16 protein-coding genes are annotated in these 18797 nt (G+C 71.8%); 7 read left to right on the top strand and 9 right to left on the bottom strand.

What is annotated here, in order from left to right; translation table 11 throughout:
* The first annotated feature begins 39 nt into the window (after positions 1 to 39).
* Genes ACFUO4_RS14835 through ACFUO4_RS14810 form a run of 6 tightly spaced genes read left to right on the top strand, consistent with a single transcriptional unit; the run spans position 40 to position 6441 of the window.
* Positions 40 to 699, top strand: a complete 660-nt coding sequence (locus tag ACFUO4_RS14835; RefSeq protein ID WP_383484167.1) for a hypothetical protein — start codon at positions 40 to 42, stop codon at positions 697 to 699.
* A gap of 5 nt (positions 700 to 704) precedes the next feature.
* Positions 705 to 1463, top strand: a complete 759-nt coding sequence (locus tag ACFUO4_RS14830; RefSeq protein WP_383484164.1) for an ABC transporter ATP-binding protein — start codon at positions 705 to 707, stop codon at positions 1461 to 1463.
* Positions 1450 to 2112 (top strand): ABC transporter ATP-binding protein, encoded by a 663-nt coding sequence (locus tag ACFUO4_RS14825; protein WP_383484161.1) that lies wholly within the window; start codon positions 1450 to 1452, stop codon positions 2110 to 2112. The genes ACFUO4_RS14830 and ACFUO4_RS14825 overlap by 14 nt, the downstream gene beginning before the upstream one ends.
* The gene (locus ACFUO4_RS14820; protein WP_383484158.1) at positions 2109 to 4760 is read left to right on the top strand and encodes an FtsX-like permease family protein; all 2652 of its coding nucleotides are present in this window, start codon (positions 2109 to 2111) and stop codon (positions 4758 to 4760) included. The genes ACFUO4_RS14825 and ACFUO4_RS14820 overlap by 4 nt, the downstream gene beginning before the upstream one ends.
* 56 nt (positions 4761 to 4816) lie before the next feature.
* Complete coding sequence (locus tag ACFUO4_RS14815; RefSeq protein WP_383484155.1) at positions 4817 to 5563, top strand: response regulator transcription factor; 747 nt, start codon at positions 4817 to 4819, stop codon at positions 5561 to 5563.
* Positions 5564 to 5604: 41 nt separating this feature from the next.
* The gene (locus ACFUO4_RS14810) at positions 5605 to 6441 is read left to right on the top strand and encodes an ABC transporter permease (RefSeq protein WP_383484152.1); all 837 of its coding nucleotides are present in this window, start codon (positions 5605 to 5607) and stop codon (positions 6439 to 6441) included.
* A 62-nt stretch (positions 6442 to 6503) separates the two neighbouring features.
* On the opposite strand, the gene ACFUO4_RS14805 is transcribed toward ACFUO4_RS14810, so the two are convergent.
* Both ACFUO4_RS14805 and ACFUO4_RS14800 read right to left on the bottom strand, forming a co-directional pair.
* Complete coding sequence (locus ACFUO4_RS14805; protein ID WP_383484149.1) at positions 6504 to 7424, bottom strand: YbhN family protein; 921 nt, start codon at positions 7422 to 7424, stop codon at positions 6504 to 6506.
* A 23-nt stretch (positions 7425 to 7447) separates the two neighbouring features.
* Positions 7448 to 8935, bottom strand: coding sequence for a hypothetical protein (locus ACFUO4_RS14800; RefSeq protein WP_383484146.1), 1488 nt, complete (start codon positions 8933 to 8935; stop codon positions 7448 to 7450).
* A 222-nt stretch (positions 8936 to 9157) separates the two neighbouring features.
* On the opposite strand from ACFUO4_RS14800, the gene ACFUO4_RS14795 reads away from it, so the two are divergent.
* Positions 9158 to 9949 (top strand): hypothetical protein, encoded by a 792-nt coding sequence (locus ACFUO4_RS14795; RefSeq protein WP_383484143.1) that lies wholly within the window; start codon positions 9158 to 9160, stop codon positions 9947 to 9949.
* 85 nt (positions 9950 to 10034) lie between these two features.
* Here the strand turns inward: ACFUO4_RS14795 and ACFUO4_RS14790 are convergent, their stop codons facing one another.
* From ACFUO4_RS14790 to ACFUO4_RS14760, 7 genes are all read right to left on the bottom strand, one after another.
* A complete protein-coding gene (locus tag ACFUO4_RS14790) occupies positions 10035 to 11306 on the bottom strand; it encodes a hypothetical protein (RefSeq protein ID WP_383484140.1) in 1272 nt (423 codons plus the stop codon).
* A 39-nt stretch (positions 11307 to 11345) separates the two neighbouring features.
* Positions 11346 to 12614 carry a sensor histidine kinase gene (locus ACFUO4_RS14785; protein WP_383484137.1) on the bottom strand — a complete coding sequence of 423 codons (1269 nt, stop codon included), beginning with the start codon at positions 12612 to 12614 and terminating at the stop codon, positions 11346 to 11348.
* Entirely contained in the window at positions 12605 to 13258 is a 654-nt protein-coding gene (locus tag ACFUO4_RS14780; RefSeq protein WP_334478298.1) for a response regulator transcription factor, read from the bottom strand. The genes ACFUO4_RS14785 and ACFUO4_RS14780 overlap by 10 nt, the downstream gene beginning before the upstream one ends.
* Positions 13259 to 13643: 385 nt before the next feature.
* Positions 13644 to 15182 carry an ABC transporter ATP-binding protein gene (locus ACFUO4_RS14775; RefSeq protein WP_383484132.1) on the bottom strand — a complete coding sequence of 513 codons (1539 nt, stop codon included), beginning with the start codon at positions 15180 to 15182 and terminating at the stop codon, positions 13644 to 13646.
* Positions 15179 to 16063: an ABC transporter permease gene (locus ACFUO4_RS14770; RefSeq protein WP_383484129.1), complete on the bottom strand. Its 885-nt coding sequence runs from the start codon at positions 16061 to 16063 to the stop codon at positions 15179 to 15181. Before ACFUO4_RS14770 ends, ACFUO4_RS14775 begins: the two co-directional genes overlap by 4 nt.
* Positions 16060 to 17079 carry an ABC transporter permease gene (locus ACFUO4_RS14765; protein WP_383484126.1) on the bottom strand — a complete coding sequence of 340 codons (1020 nt, stop codon included), beginning with the start codon at positions 17077 to 17079 and terminating at the stop codon, positions 16060 to 16062. Before ACFUO4_RS14765 ends, ACFUO4_RS14770 begins: the two co-directional genes overlap by 4 nt.
* Positions 17064 to 18617, bottom strand: coding sequence for an ABC transporter substrate-binding protein (locus tag ACFUO4_RS14760; RefSeq protein ID WP_383484123.1), 1554 nt, complete (start codon positions 18615 to 18617; stop codon positions 17064 to 17066). Before ACFUO4_RS14760 ends, ACFUO4_RS14765 begins: the two co-directional genes overlap by 16 nt.
* Between the last annotated feature and the right edge of the window lie 180 nt (positions 18618 to 18797).

The following is an 18797-nucleotide window of genomic DNA, read 5'->3' as shown; positions in this document are numbered from 1 at the left end:
CGTCATCAGGTCCGAGGGCTCCGCTGGAGGGCAGTGGTCATGGCATCACGCACACGGACGTACGCAGTCGTCGGACTGGCCTTGGTGGCAGCGGTGACCGCGGGCTGCTCCGGGACCGGTTCGGGTTCGGGCTCCAGTTCGACGACGTCCCCGGCCGGTTCCTCCTCCGGAGGCGGAGGCGGGGGCGGCGGCGGGCAGAACAACGCGGCGCCCACCGAGTCCAACCCTCCCGGCGACATCCCCGACAACCAGGCCTTCGTCGCCTACCAGCCGAGCGGCGGTTCTTTCACCGGCTTCACGGTCAAGGTGCCCGAGGGCTGGGCCCGCACCGGCCAGGGCAGCACCACCGTGTTCACGGACAAGCTCAACACTGTGAAGATCACGGCGGTTTCCGCCGCCGCCGCGCCGACGACCGGCTCGGTCACCAGCAAGGTGATACCGCAATTGCGCTCCCAGGTGCCGAAGTTCGCCGCTCCCAAGGTGTCGGAGGTGACGCGGCACGCCGGCCGCGTGGTCCTGCTGACCTACCAGGGCGACTCGGGGAAGGACCCGGTGACCGGCAAGGTCGTGCGGGACGCGTTCGAACGGTATGCCTTCTATCGCGCGGGGCACGAGGTCGACCTGACCCTGTCCGGCCCGGTCAACGCGGACAACGTCGATCCCTGGCGCATCGTCAGCGACTCCTTCGCGTGGCGGTGAGCACGATGCCAGTCGACTCGTACGACTCCCGCACCCCGGCCGACGATGTGCTGACCGCCCGAGAGCTGTACCGCTTCTACCGGGCCGGCGAGGAGGAGACGCTCGCGCTGCGCGGGGTGTCGCTGACGGTGCGACGTGGTGAGACCGTCGCGGTGGTGGGACCGTCCGGGGCCGGAAAGTCGACTCTGCTGGCGTGCCTGGCCGGACTCGACGAACCGTCCGGCGGCGAGGTCCACGTGAGCGGCGTACGGATCAGCCACCGGCCGGAGACCGAGCGGGCCCGGTTGCGCGCCCGGCACATCGGCGTCCTGCTGCAGACCCGCAATCTGCTGCCCCACCTGAACGTGCTCGACAACGTCCGCCTGCCGCAGCGGGCGCAGGGCCGCAGGGCCCCCGTCCCGGCCCGGACCCTGCTGGCGCAGGTCGGGCTGGCGGGGCGGACACGTGCCCTGCCCCGGCAGCTGTCCGGCGGCGAGCTGGCGCGGGCGGGGCTCGCCGTCGCCCTGGCCAACGCGCCCGCCGTGCTGCTCGCCGACGAACCGACCGGTGAACTGGACGGCGAGACCGAACAGTTGGTGCTTTCTCTGCTGCGGGAGCGGGCCGCGGAAGGCTGCGCGGTGCTGCTCGTCACGCACAGCGCGGAGGCGGTCCGGGTCGCGGACCGGGTGATCACGCTGACGGACGGCAAGGCCGCCGGTGCCCCTCCGCCGCACGACCGCGAGGAGCCGCACGACCGCGAGGAGGCACCCGATGTCGTCGGATGACGTGCTCGTCAGCTGCACGGACGCGGCCCTGACCTTCGGCCGGGGAGCCCAGGCGGTGGTGGCCGTGCACGGCGCCGACCTGACGATCCGGGCCGGGGACCGGCTCGCGGTGGTCGGCCCCTCGGGATCGGGCAAGAGCTCGCTGCTCCATCTGATCGCCGGACTCGAACAGCCCACCAGCGGCACCGTCACCCGCGCCGCCTCCCTCGGGCCGTACGACATAGGCCTCGTCTTCCAGGGCGACAGCCTGATCCCCGCCCTGAACGTGGCCGAGAACACCGCCCTGCCCCTGGTCCTCACCGACCGCGCGGAGGACGAGGCCAGGCGGGCCGCGCTCGCCGCGCTCGCCCGGGTGGACGCCGCCGACCTCGCCGAACGGCTGCCCGAGGAGATCTCCGGCGGCCAGGCCCAACGGGTGGCCGCCGCCCGGGTGCTGGCCCAGGCGCCTCGCCTGATCCTCGCCGACGAACCCACCGGCCGCCTCGACCACGCCACCGGCGCCCGGGTCCTGGAGGCCCTGCTGACGGCCGCCGACCACACCGGTGCGGCCCTCGTCGTCACCACCCACGATCCGGCCGTCGCCGCCCGGCTCGCCGTCCGGCGCAGCATGCGCGACGGACGGCTGCTCGCACCCGAGGAGGTGTCATGATCACCGCATGGGTGCACGGTCTGGCCCGCCACCGCACCGGCCGGCTGCTGGCCGCCCTGGCAGGCGTCACGCTCGCGGTCGCCCTCGTCGCCGCGCTCGGCTCCTTTCTCACCGCGTCCAAGGCGACCATGACCCAGCGCGCCCTGCGCTCGGTCTCCGTGGACTGGCAGGTCCAGGTGCAGCCCGGCGCCGACCCGAACGCCGTCCTGTCCCTCGTCCAGAAGACTCCCGGTACCCGCACCGCGCTGCCCGTCGGCTTCGCCCACACCAGCGGCTTCACGGCCCGTGTGCAGGGCAGCACCCAGACCACCGGCCCCGGCGTGGCCCTCGGACTGCCCGACGGCTACCGGGCCCGCTTCCCGGACGCCGTCCGTACGCTGTCGGGCTCCTCCACCGGCGTCCTGCTGGCCCAGCAGACCGCCTCCAACCTGCACGCCGCCCCGGGCGACACCATCACCATCCGGCTTCCCGGTGCCGGACTGCACCGGGTGAAGGTGGACGGCGTGGTCGACCTGCCCCAGGCCGACTCCCTCTTCCAGACCGTCGGTGCCCCCAGCCAGTCGCAGCCGACCGCTCCCCCGGACAACGTCGTCCTGCTGCCCGCCGCCCGGTTCGCCTCCCTCACCCGCGGCGCCACCGCCGTCACCACCCAGATCCACGTCGCCCGCAGCAACTCCGGGCTGCCCTCCGACCCGGCCGCCGCGTTCTCCTCGGTCACCGGTGCCGCCCACAACCTGGAGGCCCGCTCGGCGGGCACCGCCCTGGTCGGCAACAACATCGGCGCCGCCCTCGACTCCGCCCGCCAGGACGCCCTGTACGCCCAGATCCTCTTCCTCTTCCTCGGCGTGCCGGGCGCGGTCCTGGCGGCCGCGCTGACGGCGGCGGTCGCCTCGGCCGGTGGTGAACGGCGGCGCCAGGAACAGGGGTTGCTGCGCCTGCGCGGGCTGCGGCCCCGGCAGATCACCGGCCTCGCGGGCCTGGAAGCCGCCCTCATCGGTCTCGCCGGGGGCCTCGCGGGGCTGGGTGTCGCCGCGCTCACCGGCCGCCTCGCGTTCGGTGCGGCCTCGTTCGGCGCGAGCGCGGGGCAGTGGGTCGTCTGGTACGCGATCGCCTTCGTACTGGGAGCCGCGGTGGCCGCCGGTGCCGTTCTCGTCCCCGCGCTGCGGGACCTGCGCTCGGTCACCGTCGCCGACACCCGCAAGCAGGAGGGCGTACGCCCCTCCCGGTCGCCCTGGTGGCTGCGGTACGGCCTGGACCTCGTGCTCCTGATCGGCTCGTGGCTGGTCTTCCGTGCCTCCTCCGGCAACCAGTACGCGCTGGTCCTCGCCCCCGAGGGCGTTCCCAGCATCTCCGTCTCCTACTGGGCCTTCCTCGGCCCCGCCCTGCTGTGGATCGGCGCGGCCCTGCTGCTGTGGCGCCTGACCCTGCTGGTCCTCACCCGTGGCCGTCCCGTGCTGACCCGGCTGGCCCGCCCACTGACCGCGACCCTGGCCGGGACCACCGCGGCCGTACTGACCCGGCGCCGGCGACCGCTCGCCCGCTCGGTGGTGCTGCTCGCCCTGGCCGTCTCCTTCGCCGTGTCCACCGCCGTCTTCAACGCCACGTACCACCAGCAGGCCGAGGTCGACGCCCGGCTCACCAACGGCGCCGACGTCACCGTCACCGAACCACCCGGAGCCCGGGTCCCACCCGCTTCCGGGGCGGCCCTGAAGATCTCGGGTGTCCGGCACGTCGAACCCCTCCAGCACCGCTTCGCCTACGTCGGATCCGACCTCCAGGACCTCTACGGCGTCCGCCCGGACACCATCGCCGGGGCCACCTCGCTCCAGGACGCCTACTTCGCCGGCGGCACCGCCCGGCAACTGATGCAACGCCTTGCCCAGCACCCGGACAACCTCCTGGTCAGCGTCGAGACCGTCCACGACTTCCAGCTCTCCCCCGGCGACACCGTCAACCTGCGCGTCCAGGACGCCCGCACCAAAGCTCTGCACACGGTGCCCTTCCACTACGCGGGCATCGCCAAGGAGTTCCCCACCGCCCCCAAGGACAGCTTCTTCGTCGCCAACGCCTCCTACGTCGCCAAGGCCACCGGCAGCGACGCGGTGGGTGCCTTCCTCCTCGACACCGGCGGCAGCCACCAGAAGCAGATCGCCGCACAGCTGCGCGGGCAGCTCGGCACCGGTGCCACGGTCACCGACCTCACCCAGTCCCGCGGCACGGTCGGCACCAGCCTGACCTCGGTCGATCTGGCGGGCCTGACGCGCATCGAGCTCGCCTTCGCGGTGCTGCTGGCCGCGGGGGCCGGTGGGCTCGTCCTCGCCCTCGGGCTCGCCGAACGCCGCCGTACCTTCGCGATCGCCACGGTCCTCGGCGCGCGGGCACGTCACCTGCGCGGCATGGTCCTCACCGAGGCCCTGGTGCTGGCCGCCGGCGGTCTCGCCGGAGGCGCCCTGATCGGCTGGGCCCTGTCACAGATGCTGGTCAAGGTCCTGACCGGCGTCTTCGATCCGCCACCCGCCGGCCTCTCGGTCCCCGGCGCCTACCTCGCACTCACCGGCGCCGCCGCCCTCGCCGCCATCGTCGCCGCGGCCCTCAACGGCATCCGCAGGACCCGACGCCCCGCCGTGGAGGAGCTCCGCGACCTGTGAACGCTCCCCACGCCCGCGACGGGCTCCCCACCCTGTCCACTCCTAGGCTGTGGTCCATGCGCACGCCCGCCGCACCGGACCGCCACCACCACCGTGTCCTCGTCGTCGAGGACGACGACACCATCGGCCGCCACCTGGAAGCCGGCCTGCGCGGCCACGAGTACGCGCCGACCTGGTGCCGTACGGGCGCGGGCGCCCTGGCCGAGGCCGCGCGGGCACCGTACGACGTGCTGCTGCTGGACCTGGGGCTGCCCGACATGGACGGCCTGGACGTGGCCCGGGAGCTGCGGGCCCGCCTCCCCCATCTACTGATCGTGGTGCTGACCGCACGGACCGAGGACATCGACGTCATCGCCGGTCTGGATGCCGGGGCCGACGACTATCTCGTCAAACCGTTCAGCATGACGGTGCTGCTCGCCCGGCTGCGAGCGCATCTGCGGCGGCAGGCAGGGGCCGCCCCGGTCCGGAAGCCGGTGCGGCTGGGCGATCTGGTGGTCGACGTCTCCGCCCGGCGATGCGCGCTGCACGGTGTCGAGATCCCCCTGCGGGCCAAGGAGTTCGACCTGCTTGCGGTGCTGGCCGAGCGGGTCGGCGAGGCGGTGTCGCGGGAGACGTTGATGGCCGAGGTGTGGGACGAGAACTGGTTCGGGCCCACCAAGACGCTCGATGTGACGATGGCGGGGCTGCGACGCAGGCTGACCGAGGCGGCTCAGGTCTGGGGCGGTTCTGTCCGCCTGCCGGAGATCACTACGCTGCGAGGGCATGGATACCGGCTGGAACGGCCGCCGAATCCGGTGGGTTGAGAAACGGCTGACGTGTCAGCGAGCATGGACAGGTGGGGAACGTGACGTCGAGTGCGGCATCCCTTGTACCGGTCAACTTCACCCTCGGCGTCCTGCTCGCCGCTCTGCTCCTGGCGGCGGCCGTGGTCGCGGGGCGGTTCCATCTCGACCCGCACCCCTACAAGAGCCGGGCCCGGGAGATCATTGTCGCCGGGCTGCGGGCCGCGGCCCAGCTGGCCGCCGTGTCGGTGGTCATCACGTGGGCCGTCAAGTCCGTGCCAGGGTTGTTGGCGTTCCTGGTCGTCATGTTCTCGGTGGCGGTGCGTACGGCCGGACGGAGAATCACCAGCGACCACACTTGGTGGCTCACGGCCGCCCCGATCGCCGCCGGCGTGGTGCCGGTCGTCGCGGCTCTGCTGCTGACGGGGCTCGTGCCGCTGCGAGGAATCGCACTGATCCCGATCACGGGCATCCTCATCGGCGGCGCACTCACCGTGACCGTCCTCGCCGGACGCCGTGCCCTGGACGAACTGACCCAGCGCCATGGGGAGGTGGAAGCCGCGATGGCCCTGGGCTTCCCGGACCGGGACGCACGGATGGAGATCGCACGGCCGGCGGCGTCCGAGGCACTGCTGCCGGGCCTCGACCAGACTCGGACCGTGGGGCTGGTCACCCTCCCCGGCGCATTCGTCGGCATGCTGATGGCAGGGGCGAGTCCCGTCATGGCCGGGGCGGTGCAGTTGTTCGTCCTGATCGCGCTCATGGCGGTGCAGTCCGTCGCGGTCGCGGTGACGCTCGAACTCGTCGCCCGCGACCGCCTGCACCGCCCGCTGCCCGGCACGCCGACAGGAGCGGCACGCAGGGCGAGGCAGCTGATGACACGGCTGCCGCGTCGCTGAGGACAGCGGAGCCGGGACGTGCGCCGCCGCTGGAGCTGCCCGCGCGAGGGCGTTCCGCTGTCTCAGAGCGCCGACCGGCGGGCGAGCAACCCCAGGACCAGCAGTCCCGGTGCCATCGGCAGCCAGCCGGTGAGCAGGCGGTAGCCGATGACCGCCGAGATCGCCGTCTGCCCCGGTGCCCCGGCGGCCGTGAGTGCGAAGGCGAGCGCGGCGTCCAGCGACCCCAGTCCACCGGGCGTGGGAAGCAGGGCCGCCGCCCCGCTGGCCACGAGGTACGCCATCACCACATGGCTGGTGGGCAGCGCGAGCCCGAGCGCGTGAATCACGGCCACGACCACGGCCGCGTGCAGCAACGCGAACCCGACCGAGCCGCCCCACAGCGCGCAGGCCCGTCCTCGGGAACGATGCACCTCCCGCACATCGGTCACGGCCCGCCCCACAGCCCGCCTCAGCCGACCGCTGGCCACCACCGCGACCACGACGGCCGCCGCCACCACCGGCACCAGGACCAGCACGTGCGGGACCCGCGCCGACAGCGGGACCGCGCCCGGTGACGCCACCAGCAGGACGACGCCCAGCACGCACCGGACGATCCCGCCGACGGCCGCCTTCACCGCCAGCGCGGTCGCCGAGCGCCTGGTGGACAGGCCGCACCGCGTCAGGAACCGTAGGTTGACCAAGCTCGCCCCGGCTCCCGCGGGCAGGATGTGGTTGGCGGCGCACGCTGCGAACTGTGCGGCCACCAGCCGTCCCTTCGGCAGCCGCTCGACGACCGCCCCCTGCTGCGCCACAGCCGCGCACACCCACGTGGCGAGCGTGGCGAAGCAGGCGAGCACGAGCCATTCCCCGTCGGCAGCGACCAGTTGGTCGGTACCGCTGTCGAGTGTGCCCAGGTGCGCCGCGAGGATGCCTCCGGCGGCGACGAGCACCGCGAGGGTGATGCCCAGCCGGACGTAGGGGCGCCTGTCCGCGGTCACGGTCATGCTGTCGGACACGGTCACCCTGGTCACCGCCCCTGCCGGACGAAGGGAGCGACGTAGGCGTGGAGAGCGCCGGCCCGCTCCATGGACCAGGTGCGCGCGTAGGCGGGCGGGCGGTCGCCGGGCCGGGTGAGGACGGCGAGGGAGGTCCGGTGGGCGGCCCGGGTCAGTGCGGCCGCGGTGGTGCTGGTGTCGTGGCCGTCGGTCTGTGCCGAGCCGCAACCGGTGTAGAAGGCGATGGGCACGGCCTCATAGCCACTGAGCAGGCACGGCGGCCGTACGCCGAGCGTGTGGAGGGCCGAGGCGGTACGGGACCAGCCGTCGCGGTTGGCGGCGGAACTGCGCACGGTGTGTTCCAGGACGACGTACTGCACGGCCATATGAGCCGCAAGGCAGGCCGCCACGAGGCTCACGGCGACGATGCGCGCGGTCCTCCGACTCGGGGCGCCGACCAGGTGAGCGAGACCATGGGCGACGGGGAGGGCGAGCAGGGCGTAGGCGGGTAGCAGGAAGCGGGGGGCCGCGTAGCCGATGAGGAACAGGTAGGGGACGGCGGCCGTGACCGCGCAGGCCAGCGGCAGCAGGACGGGCAGGGCGCGGCGGGCGCGGACGGCGGTGACCGCGCCGAGCGCCGCGAGGACGGGCAGCGCGAAGCACCACAGGGTCACCACCGGGTTGGGGGCCGAACCGGTGCAGGGACGGCAGAGCGTACGCCCGCCGAGGCTGCGCAGTTGGTCGACGACCGCCAGATGCCAGCCGAGGCCGCCCTGGATGCGGGAGGCATCGGACAGACGTTGACCCAAACCGCCGTAACTCACGTACGCCTCGATCACCCACTCCCCGGCGCCGGCCAGTAGACCGGCGACCAGCACGGCGAGGAGGCGGGGGCGGCGCACAGCGAGGGCGAGCAGCGGCAGCACCACGTAGACGGCGTCCATCGGGCGCATCCACGCCATCAGCGCCGTGCCCGCGAACACGCCCCACCAAGCCGCCCGGTCACGTGCGTTCTCCCGGACCCGCACGAAGCAGCCGACCGCGACCAGGGCTCCGACGGCGACCCAGTAGTTGGGCATGGCCTGAGGGCCGTAGAACAAGGTCACCCAGAGGGAGGTAAACAGGGCACCCGCCAGCGCCAGGACACGTGGCATGACGTGGGCTCGCCAGACACGCAGGGCGAAGTAGAGGCCCAGACCGGAGAGGACCGCCAGGTAGACCCTGAGAAGGCCGGTGGAGTCAGACCATGACGCGATCGGCGCGACGAGCAGAGAGATGCCACGGGCACGGGGCGCGCTGAAGAAGGCGGCAGGAACCTGGCCGCTGACCTGGCTGACGTAGACCGTCTCGTCCCAGCCGAGACCAAGATCCGGTCGTACGAGGATGAGCTGGGCGAGTGTGAAAGCCCCCGCGACCGCCGCGAGCCAAGGTTCGCCCCACCGGCGCCGAGGCCGGGCCGACCGAGGCGGGAAACCGGTGCGGGAGGCACCGGTCATCGTGACGTTCGAGCCATCGGCCATCCTGCACCTTTCGTCGTCACGCGCCCCGGAACCATGATCTCCTACACGTCGTAGGAGGCCACTTCACCGTACGGCTCGTCGGTTAGAGACGGGTGAGAGGAGTCGTCTCCCTCACCCCGGTCCACGGTGAGGGGAGGGCGGGCCGCAGCCCACGCAGGAGGCCCGAACGGCGTAGTGGACCGTTCAGGTTGCGTTCATGCTCGGACTGCCATCGTGCGGATCATGACCGCAGAGCCTGTCCTCGACGAACGCCCCCTCACCCCCGCACGCCAACTTGCGAACAAGGTGCCGGAGGTGACCGTCTATTTCTGGATCATCAAGGTGCTGACCACCGGTATGGGCGAGACGGCGTCGGACCTCTTGGCCCGCACGCTCGGCCCGATCCCTGCGGTGGCGCTCGGCGGCCTCGCACTCGTGGCGTCCCTGGCCGTGCAGTTCACGCTCCGCCGGTATGTCGCCTGGGCGTACTGGACCGCCGTCGTCATGGTCAGCGTTTTCGGCACGATGGCCGCCGATGTCCTGCACGTCGGCCTCGGCGTGCCGTACGCCGTCTCGACCCCGGCGTTCCTCGTCGCACTGGCCGCGGTGTTCGCCCTCTGGTACGCGAGCGAACGGACCCTCTCCATCCACACGATCCGGTCCAGGCGCCGCGAGGCGTTCTACTGGGCGGCCGTCCTGGCCACCTTCGCCCTCGGCACCGCGGCGGGCGATCTCACGGCCACCGTCGGCTTCGGCTACCTGGGCTCGGTCGCCCTTTTCGCGGCCGCCATCTGCGTACCCGCCCTGGCCCACCGCTTCGGGGCCCTCGGTGCGGTGACGGCCTTCTGGACCGCCTACGTCATCACCCGCCCCCTCGGAGCGTCCCTCGCCGACTGGATGGCCCTCCCCCGCACCCGTGGCGGCCTGGCCCTAGGCCTGGCACCGGTCACCCTCGCCTGGACGGTGGCGATCATCGGATTCGTCGGCTACCTGGCGGTGTCACAGCGCGACAGGGGCGCGCACGCCGCTGTATGAGGTGAGGCTGTGAGGGACAGGGCGGTCGGAGCCGTCAGCACCGGCTTCGACCGCCCCGACGGATTCGCGGAGAGGCGTTGGACGGTCAGCCCATGTCCGTCAGGAGGGCGCTCAGTTCCTTCTCCTGCTGCGCGGCCGGCATCGGCGGGTTCGAGTGATCGATGCCGAAAGTGCCCAGCACCTTGTCCATCTGGGCGTCGATGGAGGTCCACCCTGTCTGGTCCAGCGGCTGCAGCGAGGCCTGGTCGGCATCCCACAGGTCACGCAGCGACTGCGCGGCCGCGTGCGCGCCCTTCGCGTCTCCGGATCGGGCGTCCTTGAGCGAGGTGGAAGCGAGGATCTTCAGGGCGGTGACCTTGGCGGGTGGGAACTTCTTCACCGCCTCACCGGGCGCCATCTGGACGGCGGAGGTGTTGTCCTCCTCCGGCGCCGGGCCGGTGTGCGGCTGGCTGTGGGCCCAGATCAGCAGGCCCGTGGTGGCGACGGCGAGGAGGGCGAAGCCGGCCAGACCGACCCGCTCCTTTCGCAGGTCGCCGGTGGTGTGGGCGGCGTGGGCGGCCTCGTAGGTCTCGGTCACGTCCGAGCGCGTCACCGTCAGGTAGACCACGGTCGCCAGGATCAGGCCGAGGAAGATCAGGCTGGTGGTGAAGGTGCCCAGCGCGAGACCGGTCGGCTCGCCCGGCTGTGCGACCTTCGGGGAGGCGAGCCAGTCGCCGATGTTCGCGCCCAGCGGGCGGGTCAGGATGTAGGCGAGCCAGAAGGACAGCACCGGGTTCGCGCCGAACTTCCACAGCAGCGTGATCGCGGCGATGAGACCGAGCGGCAGCAGCACCGAGGCCCCCGGGCTCCAGCCGGTGAGCTCCAGGGTCCAGTCGCCGGTCGCGGTGCCGAGCGCGAAGGTGACGAGAACGGCGAGCCAGTAGAACGACTCGCGCGGAAGCGTGATGACCGAGTGGATCGACAGCGTGCGCTCGCGCGCCCACCACACGCCGAAGACCACCGCGAGCAGCACCGAGAAGACCGCGGAGCTGATCCACAGCGGCACGTTGAGCTGGTCGGTGAGGATGTCGGTGTACAGCGTCCCCGTGACGCTGACAACGACCACCGTCAGCCAGTACGGGAACGGGACGTACCGCTTCAGCCGCAACTGAACGGCCAGGACCACCACGAACACCCCGGTGAAGATCCAGGCCGTGTTCACCAGGCCGACGCCCAGCTTCATGTTGATCCAGTCGGCGAAGCTCTCCCCCACGGTGGTGCACAGGATCTTGATCACCCAGAACCAGATGGTGACCTCGGGGACCTTGTTGAGCATGAGGCGCCCGTTGCGCGTGCGCGCTTCCGTTGTCGTTGTCATGCGGGCCAGGTTCGCGCGGGGAACCTGCAAGCAACCTGACTACGTGACCGCACCCGCGGCCGGGAGCGTCACCTCGACGTGACCGCGGCCGTCCGCGATCGCGCGGACCTCCACACCGGCCGAGGCGGCGATGCGCCGTACCACCGGCAGCCCCAGCCCGAATCCGTCGCCGCCGGTCACACCCGCCTCGAAGACCCGCTCGACGTCCGCGGGATCGAATCCGGGGCCGTCGTCCAGGACATCGACCACGACGGCCGCACCCTGGTGGCGCGCGGTGATCCACACCCGCGTCCTGGCATGCCGCAGGCCGTTCTCCAGCAGGGGTGACAGCAGCGACACGGCGACGTCGGGCGCCACGGCCACCTCGATCTTCGCCGGAACGTCGACCTCGACCGCGCGACCGCCGATCGCCTGCCGCGCGGCGGAGCGCAGATCGCACCGGGTCCCCTCGTCCGTGCGGGCGCGCGCGGCGCTCAGAATCGTCGTGATCGCCGCGTCGAGACGGGCGACCTCGCTCAGTACCGCCTCCGGCGGCACCGGCTCGCCGGACAGCTGCGCCAGCTGCGCCTCGCCCCTCAGGACCGTGAGCGGAGTCCGCAGTTCGTGGGCGATCTCGTCGGTGAGCCGGCGCTCGTCCGCCAGCGCGTTGTCGACACGCTCCAGGAGGCGGTCCAGGGTCTGTCCCAGTTCCCCGAACTCGTCGCGGGGAACGCCGAGGTTGAAGCGGCGCCCGGGTTCGTGATGACCCCAGTCGTCGGCGAGGGCGGCCATTTCGTGCACGACCCGCAGCGCGCGCCGCACCACGAGATGCGCGACACCGCCGGCGAGGACGATCGTGAGGCCGCCCAGGATCAACGACAAGGTCAGACTGCGCTGCTCGGACGTCTCATACGGCGTGAGGTCCACCCGGACGACGATCATCGCCTGGTGGCCGTCGACGGGAACCCGCCGCGCGTACAGAAGGGAGTCGCCGACGGTCGCGGTCTGCGAACGCCCCGAGTCCACCAGCTCCTCGACCCGCCCGACCACGCTCGCCGGCACGTTCCCGTCGATCAGACGACCGTCGGCATACACCCAGGCGACCTCGTCCAGCGCCTCACTGCCGTTCTCCGTGAGCACGACGCGACCGCCCTCGGCGGTGACGTTCGCCGCGACCGCCTCGGCGCGCGTACGGGCCAGGTCGTGCGCGTCGGCGTCCGTCACCCTGCTCAGCAGCACGTGCGAGACGACGACCAGGATGGCGACCACGGCGGTGGCGATCAGGACGGTGAGCGCGACGACGCTTCTACGAAAGCCCGTCACTGCCATCGGTAGCCCACGCCGCGGACGGTCGCCAGCCGCTCGGCGACACCCAGCGGACCGAGCTTGGTCCGCAGCCTGCGCACATAGGAGTCGAGGGTGTTGTCGCTGACGTGCGCCCCGTGCGGCCAGCCGGCGGCGACGAGGGCATGGCGGCGCACGGCGTCGCCCTGCGAGGCGATCAGGCGGCCCAGCAGGCGGAACTCGGTGGGGGTCAGGCTCATACTCGCCGCATCGTAGGTCACCATGTGCTTCGCCGGATCGAGGACGACCTCGTGCGATGCGGGCGCCGCGGTGGCCCGGCGCAGCAGCGCCCGCACGCGGACCAGAAGCTCAGGTATGTCGAAGGGTTTGGTCATGTAGTCGTCGGCGCCCGCCTCGAACCCGCCGACCTTGTGGTGCAGACCGTCCAGGGCCGTGAGCATCAGCACCGGCACGTCGACGCCGCGAGCCCGCAGGGCCAGGCAGACATCGCGGCCGTCGGCGTCCGGCAGCCCGAGATCCAGGACGACCAGCTGGGGCACCGGTGCGAGCTGCCGTAGCAGGCTGTCTGCCGTGGCGGCGACGGAGACGGTGTGACCGTCGTGCTCCAGGGCACGCCGGAGAATGCCGCGAACCGCCGCGTCGTCTTCGCACACCAGGATGAAAGCCACGTGCTGACCCTAGGTTCTCGCATCTCAATACTCCATCTGCCCCTGCCAGGTACTCGACTCCGGCCCACCCCCTGCCGGGACAGCACGGTGGCTGGCACGTCCGAGCGTATGCAAGACCTCCCAGGGGGTGAGCTTGATCGAAGAGGGAGCCTCGGCTGTCGGTGTCCCCCTTCAACTCCGGATTTCGCCGCAGTGGCTCACGCTCGTCCTCACGACGCTCCTACTTGGGCACACACAAGATTGCAGAGACTCAGGCAGGTCGAAACAGCGTGCAGCGTCCCCAGTCTCCTGTATCGATCTCGTACGGACACCGCACGAGAACCCATACGGGCCGAGTCCGCGTCACCGGCTTCAAGTCTCTTCGGCGGTGCACGGCGGATCGCAGTCAGGGCCTCGCGGCAGGCGCGGACGTGCCCAGCAGTGCCTGTGTCGCCTCGTGCTGTGGGTCGCTGAAGACATCGGCCGTGTGGCCCGACTCGACGACGCGGCCCGCCTCCAGGACGGTGACGGTGTCCGTGCGGTCGGCGATGAGGGGCAGGTCGTGGCTGATGAGGACGAGGGTCGTGCCGCGACGCTCGCGCAGGTCGGTGAGGAGGTCCATGATCGCGTGGCCTGTGTCGGGGTCCAGCGCGGAGGTGATCTCATCGCAGATCAGCACCTCCGGCTCGGCGGCCAGTGCTCGCGCGATGGCGACGCGCTGGCGCTGCCCGCCGGACAACTCGTGCGGGTAGCGGGCGGCGAAGGCGGGCCGCAGTCCGACCTGTTCCAGGAGGTCGGCCACTCGTTCGCCGACGTCCCTGGCCGCGCAGCGGCGGTGCAGCCGCAGCGGGCGCCCCACGGCGGCGCCGACGGTGTGGCTCGGGTTCAGCGCGCCGAGCGGGTTCTGGGTGACGAGTTGTAGTCGACGCCGCTGTGTGCGGGTGCGTCCGCGCAGGCCGGTACTCAGGGGCGTGCCGGACAGGTGGATCGTGCCGGAGGTGCTGCGCTGGAGTCCTACGACGGTGCGGACGAGCGTGGTCTTGCCTGAGCCGGAGACGCCGACGATGCCGGCCGCGGAACCGGCGGTGACGGTGAGGCCGACGCCGGTGAGGGCGGGCGTTCCACGGAAACTCACGTGCAGGTCCCGTACTTCGAGGGCGGGTGCGCTTCTCCTCTCAGCCGTCAGGGCTGCTGAGGGACGTGCGGCGGGCGTACGCATCGGCGGGGGCAGGTGGACACCCAGTTGTACAACCTCGTCGGCGAACTGCTCGACCACAGCGGGGTCGTGGCAGGCGAACACGACGGCGAGGTGGTGTTCGCGGGCGAGGTGCTGCAGCAACTGGCCGATCTCGTCGCGCAGTTCGGGATGGAGGCCGGCGGTCGGCTCGTCCAGGAGGAGGATGTCGGGGCGGCGGGCCAGGGCGCGGGCGAGGGCGACGCGGCGCTGCTGTCCGCCGGAGAGGGCGCCGGGGCGGCGCGCGGCCAGGCGGCCGTCGTCGTCGGGGAGTCGGACCTCGGTGAGGAGTGCTGCGACTGCCTCCGCGCTGCGGTCCGCGGCGAGTTCGCGAACGAGGCCGCGGACGCGCATACGGGGGTTGAGACCGGAGCCCGGGTCCTGGCCGACGTAGGCGAGTCGGGTGCCGCGCAGGGCACGCAGTTGCGGGTCGGAGAGGGCGAAGACGTCGTGGCCGAGAACGTCGACGTGGCCGGCGGTGCGTTTCGTTCCGGGGGGCAGGAGCCCGGTCAGCGCGCGCAGCAGGGTCGTCTTGCCGGCGCCCGAGGGGCCGGTCAGGGCGACCAGTCGGCCGGGGTGTGCGGTCAGGGACGCGTCGCGCAGCAGGAGGCGGTCGTCGGGCGCGGTCACCGTCAGGCCGGTGATCTGGACGGCGGGTGTGCCGCTCGGCGGATTCTCGGGCTTGGCGTACCGGTCGGGCGTGTGGCTCACAGGGCGGTCATCGCCTTCCGGCCGGTCTGGGGGGCGAGGGCGGCGGTCGCGAGGTTGACGCTGAGGGCGAGGAGGGCGACGGCGACACTCGGGGCGACCACGGACCAGGGGTTGAGGAGGATGCCGGGGGAGTTCTCTCGGATCATCAACGCCCAGTCGGCGGCCGGGGGTTGAGGGCCGACCTGGAGGAAGCCGGCCGTGGCGACGAGGTACACGGCGGCGACGAAGCGCAGCCCGAACAGGGCGAGCAGGGTGGCGCGCAGGTTGGGCAGGATCTCCCGGGCGACGAGGTACCAGAGGCGTTCACCGCCCGCTGCCGCCGCCTCGACGTACCCGGCCTCGGCGATGGGCGCCGCCGCACTCGCCGCGAGGCGGACCGCGTAGGGCACACCGAGCACGACGGCTGCGGCGATGACGGCGAGCCGGCCGCCGTCGGGCCAGGACAGCGTGACGAGGAGGATGCCGAGGACGGCCGGGAGCAGCATCATCAGGTCGGCGGTCCGTTCCACGAGCCGTCCTACGAGGGGGCGTACGGCGCCGATCGCTCCGAGGAGCGCGGCTGTGCCCGTGACCAGGCCCGCGACGAGCAGGGAGGACAGGACGAGGTCGCGTCCGCCGGCCAGCAGCCGGCTCAGCACGTCCCGGCCCAGCTGGTCGCCGCCGAGCAGGGCACCGTCCACGCCGCGTTCCGCGTAGGGCACGGTCACCGGGGTGCCGATGGTGTGCGGGGCGATCCAGGGGCCGATCAGGGCGAGGCCGGTCAGGAGGATTGCCGGCAGGACGCGCAGGGCGACCCTCGTGCGGGATGCCTTCGCCGTCAGCCTCCCCTCGCTGCGGGAGGGCTTCACTGTCGGCTCGGCGTCGCTGCCGGGCGTCGTCATCGTCGTCCTCCTGTCACCACGGTGCGTACCAGGTCGGCCAGAAGCAGTACTGCGGTGATGACGGCGCCGGACAGTGCCGTGACGCCGGCGATGACGGGGCTGTCCCGGTCTGTGACCGCCGAGGCGAGCACTGATCCGATGCCGGGGTAGTTGAAGACGGTTTCGACGACGACCGCGCCGCCGAGCAGCATGCCGGTGGAGGTGGCGAGGCCCGCGGCGATGGCGGGCAGGGCTCCGGGCAGTACGTGGTGGGTGAGGACGCGGTGGGGTGGCAGTCCGTCGAGCACGGCGGTCTCCACGTGGGGGGCGCGGGCTTCGTCGGCGAGGGCGGCGCGCACGATCATGGTGTTCCAGCCGACCTGGGGGATGGTCAGGGCGAGGGCGGGCAGCACGAGCATGTCCCAGGAGGCGGGGGATCCGTCGGCGCCGGTGAGGGTGACCGCGGGCAGCCAGCCGGTCCACAGGGACAGCACGAGGACCAGAGCGACGGCTACGACGAACTCCGGCAGGGCGAGGACCGCGGTCGCCGAGCCCGACACTGCCCGGTCCAGGCGTGCGCCGGGCCTCAGGGCGGCCCAGCAGCCCAGGGCGAGGGACAGGACCGCGGTGAGCAGCAGGGCGACACCGCCCAGGAGCAGGGTGTTGGGGAAGGCCGAGGAGACCAGGTCGGTGACCTTCTCGCCGCGCGCGGAGATGCCGAGGTCGCCGGTGGGCAGGCCGGTCATCCAGTCCCAGAAGCGTTCCAGGGCAGGGCGGTTGAGGCCCAGCAGTTCGCGGCGCGCCGCGAGGTCGGCCGCGCTCTCACCGCGTTCGGAGGTCGCGTCGGCGGCGTCGCCCGGGAGCAGTTCGACGGCGACGAAGACCAGTGCGAGCAAAAGCGCCAGCAGAGCCGTCCGCTTCAGCAGCGCGCTCCCCACCCGTGCCAGGAACAGGACGGACGCGCGGGCTGGCCGCTTCCCCGGGGCGGGCGGGGCAGCGGCCGGTGCGACGGGCTCGGAGGTCAACTGGCCAGCCATGCGCCTTCTAGCTGCACCCTTCCGTACCCGGGCAGCTTCGGCAGGCCGCGCACCTTGGCCCCGGCGAGGTCGATGCCGTCGGCCATGCCCCACAGGAGGTAGCCGGAGCTGTCGTACTCGATCTGCTGGAGCTGTCCCAGGAGTTGGGTGCGCTGGGCGGCGTCGGCAGTGCCGATGGCCTTCTGGTAGGCCGTGTCGAACTCGGTGGACTTCCAGCCGGCCTCGTTCTGGCCGCTGTCGGAGACCATGGTCTTGCTGGCGAAGAAGACCACGGAGTCGTTGGTGCCCCAGTAGGTGGTGTAGAGGTCGCCCTTGAGCCAGGTCTTGTCCCAGAAGACGGCCGACTCCTGCTTGACGACCTTCACCTTGACGCCGGCCTCGCGGACCTGGGTGGCGAAGAGGGTGGCCGACTCGGCGAGGCCGGCTATGTCCTCGGTGGTGAGCAGTTCGTAGGTCTTGGAGGTGTCGAACTTCGCTTCCTTCAGCAGCTCCTTGGCCTTGGCGAGGTCGCGGGCGCGCTGCGGGATGCTCTTGTCGTAGGCGGGGTCGCCGGTGCCGAGGATGTCGTTGGCGATGGTGCCGTAGCCAGACAGGACCTGCTTGACCATGGCCTCGCGGTCGACGGCGAGGCGCAGTGCCTCGCGCACCTTGGGGTCGGCGAAGGGGCCGTCGGCGGTGCGCATGACGATCGGCATCGCCATGTCGTTGGGGCGGCGCACGGTCTGGACGTCTTTGCGGGACTCGGCGGTCCGGGCGGCGACGGCGCCGACGTTGGAGGCGAGGTCGATCTGCCCGGCCAACAGGGCGTTTGCCATGGCCTGCGGACTCTCGAAGATCTTCACCTCGATGGCGTCGAGGTACACGTCGCCGCCGTACCAGTCGTCGTTGCGGACCAGGCGGGCGTTGCCGGTGCGGAACCAGTCGAGTTTGAAGGGGCCGGTGCCGGGTGCCGTGGCGATCTCCTTGTCGGTGGTGCCGTCGGGGATGACGAAGGTGGTCAGGCGGGTGAGCAGCGGCAGTTCGGCGTTGGCGTAGTCGGAGACCAGGACGACGGTGTCGGTGCCCTCGGCCGTGATGTTCTTCGCCTGGATCCCGGGCAGCCGGGAGGCGCCGGCGGGGGTGGCGCGCAGACGCTTGAGGGAGTAGACGACGTCCTTGGCGGTGACCGGGGCCCCGTCGTGGAACGTCGCCCCTTGGGCGATCTTGAACTTCCAGGTCTTGAGGTCCCCGGAAGGAGTCCAGCTCGCCGCCAGCCGGGGTTCGGTGTTCGGCTTCGTACCGGGCACGGTGAGCGTGTCGTATACGAGGCTGATGATCAGGTAGTCGCTCTCGTTGGCCTGGGAGCCGTGCGGGTCGCGGGTGACGGCACCGGCCCGGCCCAGGGCGCCGACACGGAGGGTGCCGCCCTTGCGGGGCTTGGCGGAGCCGGTGGCGGACCCGGTCGGTTCGGCGTCATCGCCGCCGCCGCAGGCGGCCAGCAGAGCGGTCGCGCCGACGGCGCCACCGGCCCACAGGAGTTGACGTCTGTTCAGGTCCACTTTGTCCTCGATTTCGCGCGTGGCTCGAATGCTTAGGTTTGCCTATCCTGATTTACGGCTGTCGCACAAGAGGGCACGCACTGTGATCCTGATCAACTTAGGTAAGCCTTGCCTACTTGCTGTGGTGTGGCTATGTTTCCGTTCGGCCAATGCGGCCTCTTCATCGACAGAGGCCCACCG

Source organism: Streptomyces sp. NPDC057280 (assembly GCF_042668605.1).
Taxonomy (GTDB): Bacteria; Actinomycetota; Actinomycetes; order Streptomycetales; family Streptomycetaceae; genus Streptomyces.
Note: the sequence above shows the minus strand (reverse complement) of the source record. Positions and strands in the feature narration are given on the sequence as shown.

Coding starts and splice junctions, on each gene's coding strand:
- ACFUO4_RS14765 (WP_383484126.1), bottom strand. CDS start 17,079: ATGGCTGGCCAGTTGACCTCCGAGCCCGTCGCACCGGCCGCTGCCCCG.
- ACFUO4_RS14820 (WP_383484158.1), top strand. CDS start 2,109: ATGATCACCGCATGGGTGCACGGTCTGGCCCGCCACCGCACCGGCCGG.
- ACFUO4_RS14790 (WP_383484140.1), bottom strand. CDS start 11,306: ATGACAACGACAACGGAAGCGCGCACGCGCAACGGGCGCCTCATGCTC.
- ACFUO4_RS14835 (WP_383484167.1), top strand. CDS start 40: ATGGCATCACGCACACGGACGTACGCAGTCGTCGGACTGGCCTTGGTG.
- ACFUO4_RS14830 (WP_383484164.1), top strand. CDS start 705: ATGCCAGTCGACTCGTACGACTCCCGCACCCCGGCCGACGATGTGCTG.
- ACFUO4_RS14800 (WP_383484146.1), bottom strand. CDS start 8,935: ATGGCCGATGGCTCGAACGTCACGATGACCGGTGCCTCCCGCACCGGT.
- ACFUO4_RS14795 (WP_383484143.1), top strand. CDS start 9,158: ATGACCGCAGAGCCTGTCCTCGACGAACGCCCCCTCACCCCCGCACGC.
- ACFUO4_RS14805 (WP_383484149.1), bottom strand. CDS start 7,424: ATGACCGTGACCGCGGACAGGCGCCCCTACGTCCGGCTGGGCATCACC.
- ACFUO4_RS14770 (WP_383484129.1), bottom strand. CDS start 16,063: ATGACGACGCCCGGCAGCGACGCCGAGCCGACAGTGAAGCCCTCCCGC.
- ACFUO4_RS14825 (WP_383484161.1), top strand. CDS start 1,450: ATGTCGTCGGATGACGTGCTCGTCAGCTGCACGGACGCGGCCCTGACC.
- ACFUO4_RS14785 (WP_383484137.1), bottom strand. CDS start 12,614: ATGGCAGTGACGGGCTTTCGTAGAAGCGTCGTCGCGCTCACCGTCCTG.
- ACFUO4_RS14815 (WP_383484155.1), top strand. CDS start 4,817: ATGCGCACGCCCGCCGCACCGGACCGCCACCACCACCGTGTCCTCGTC.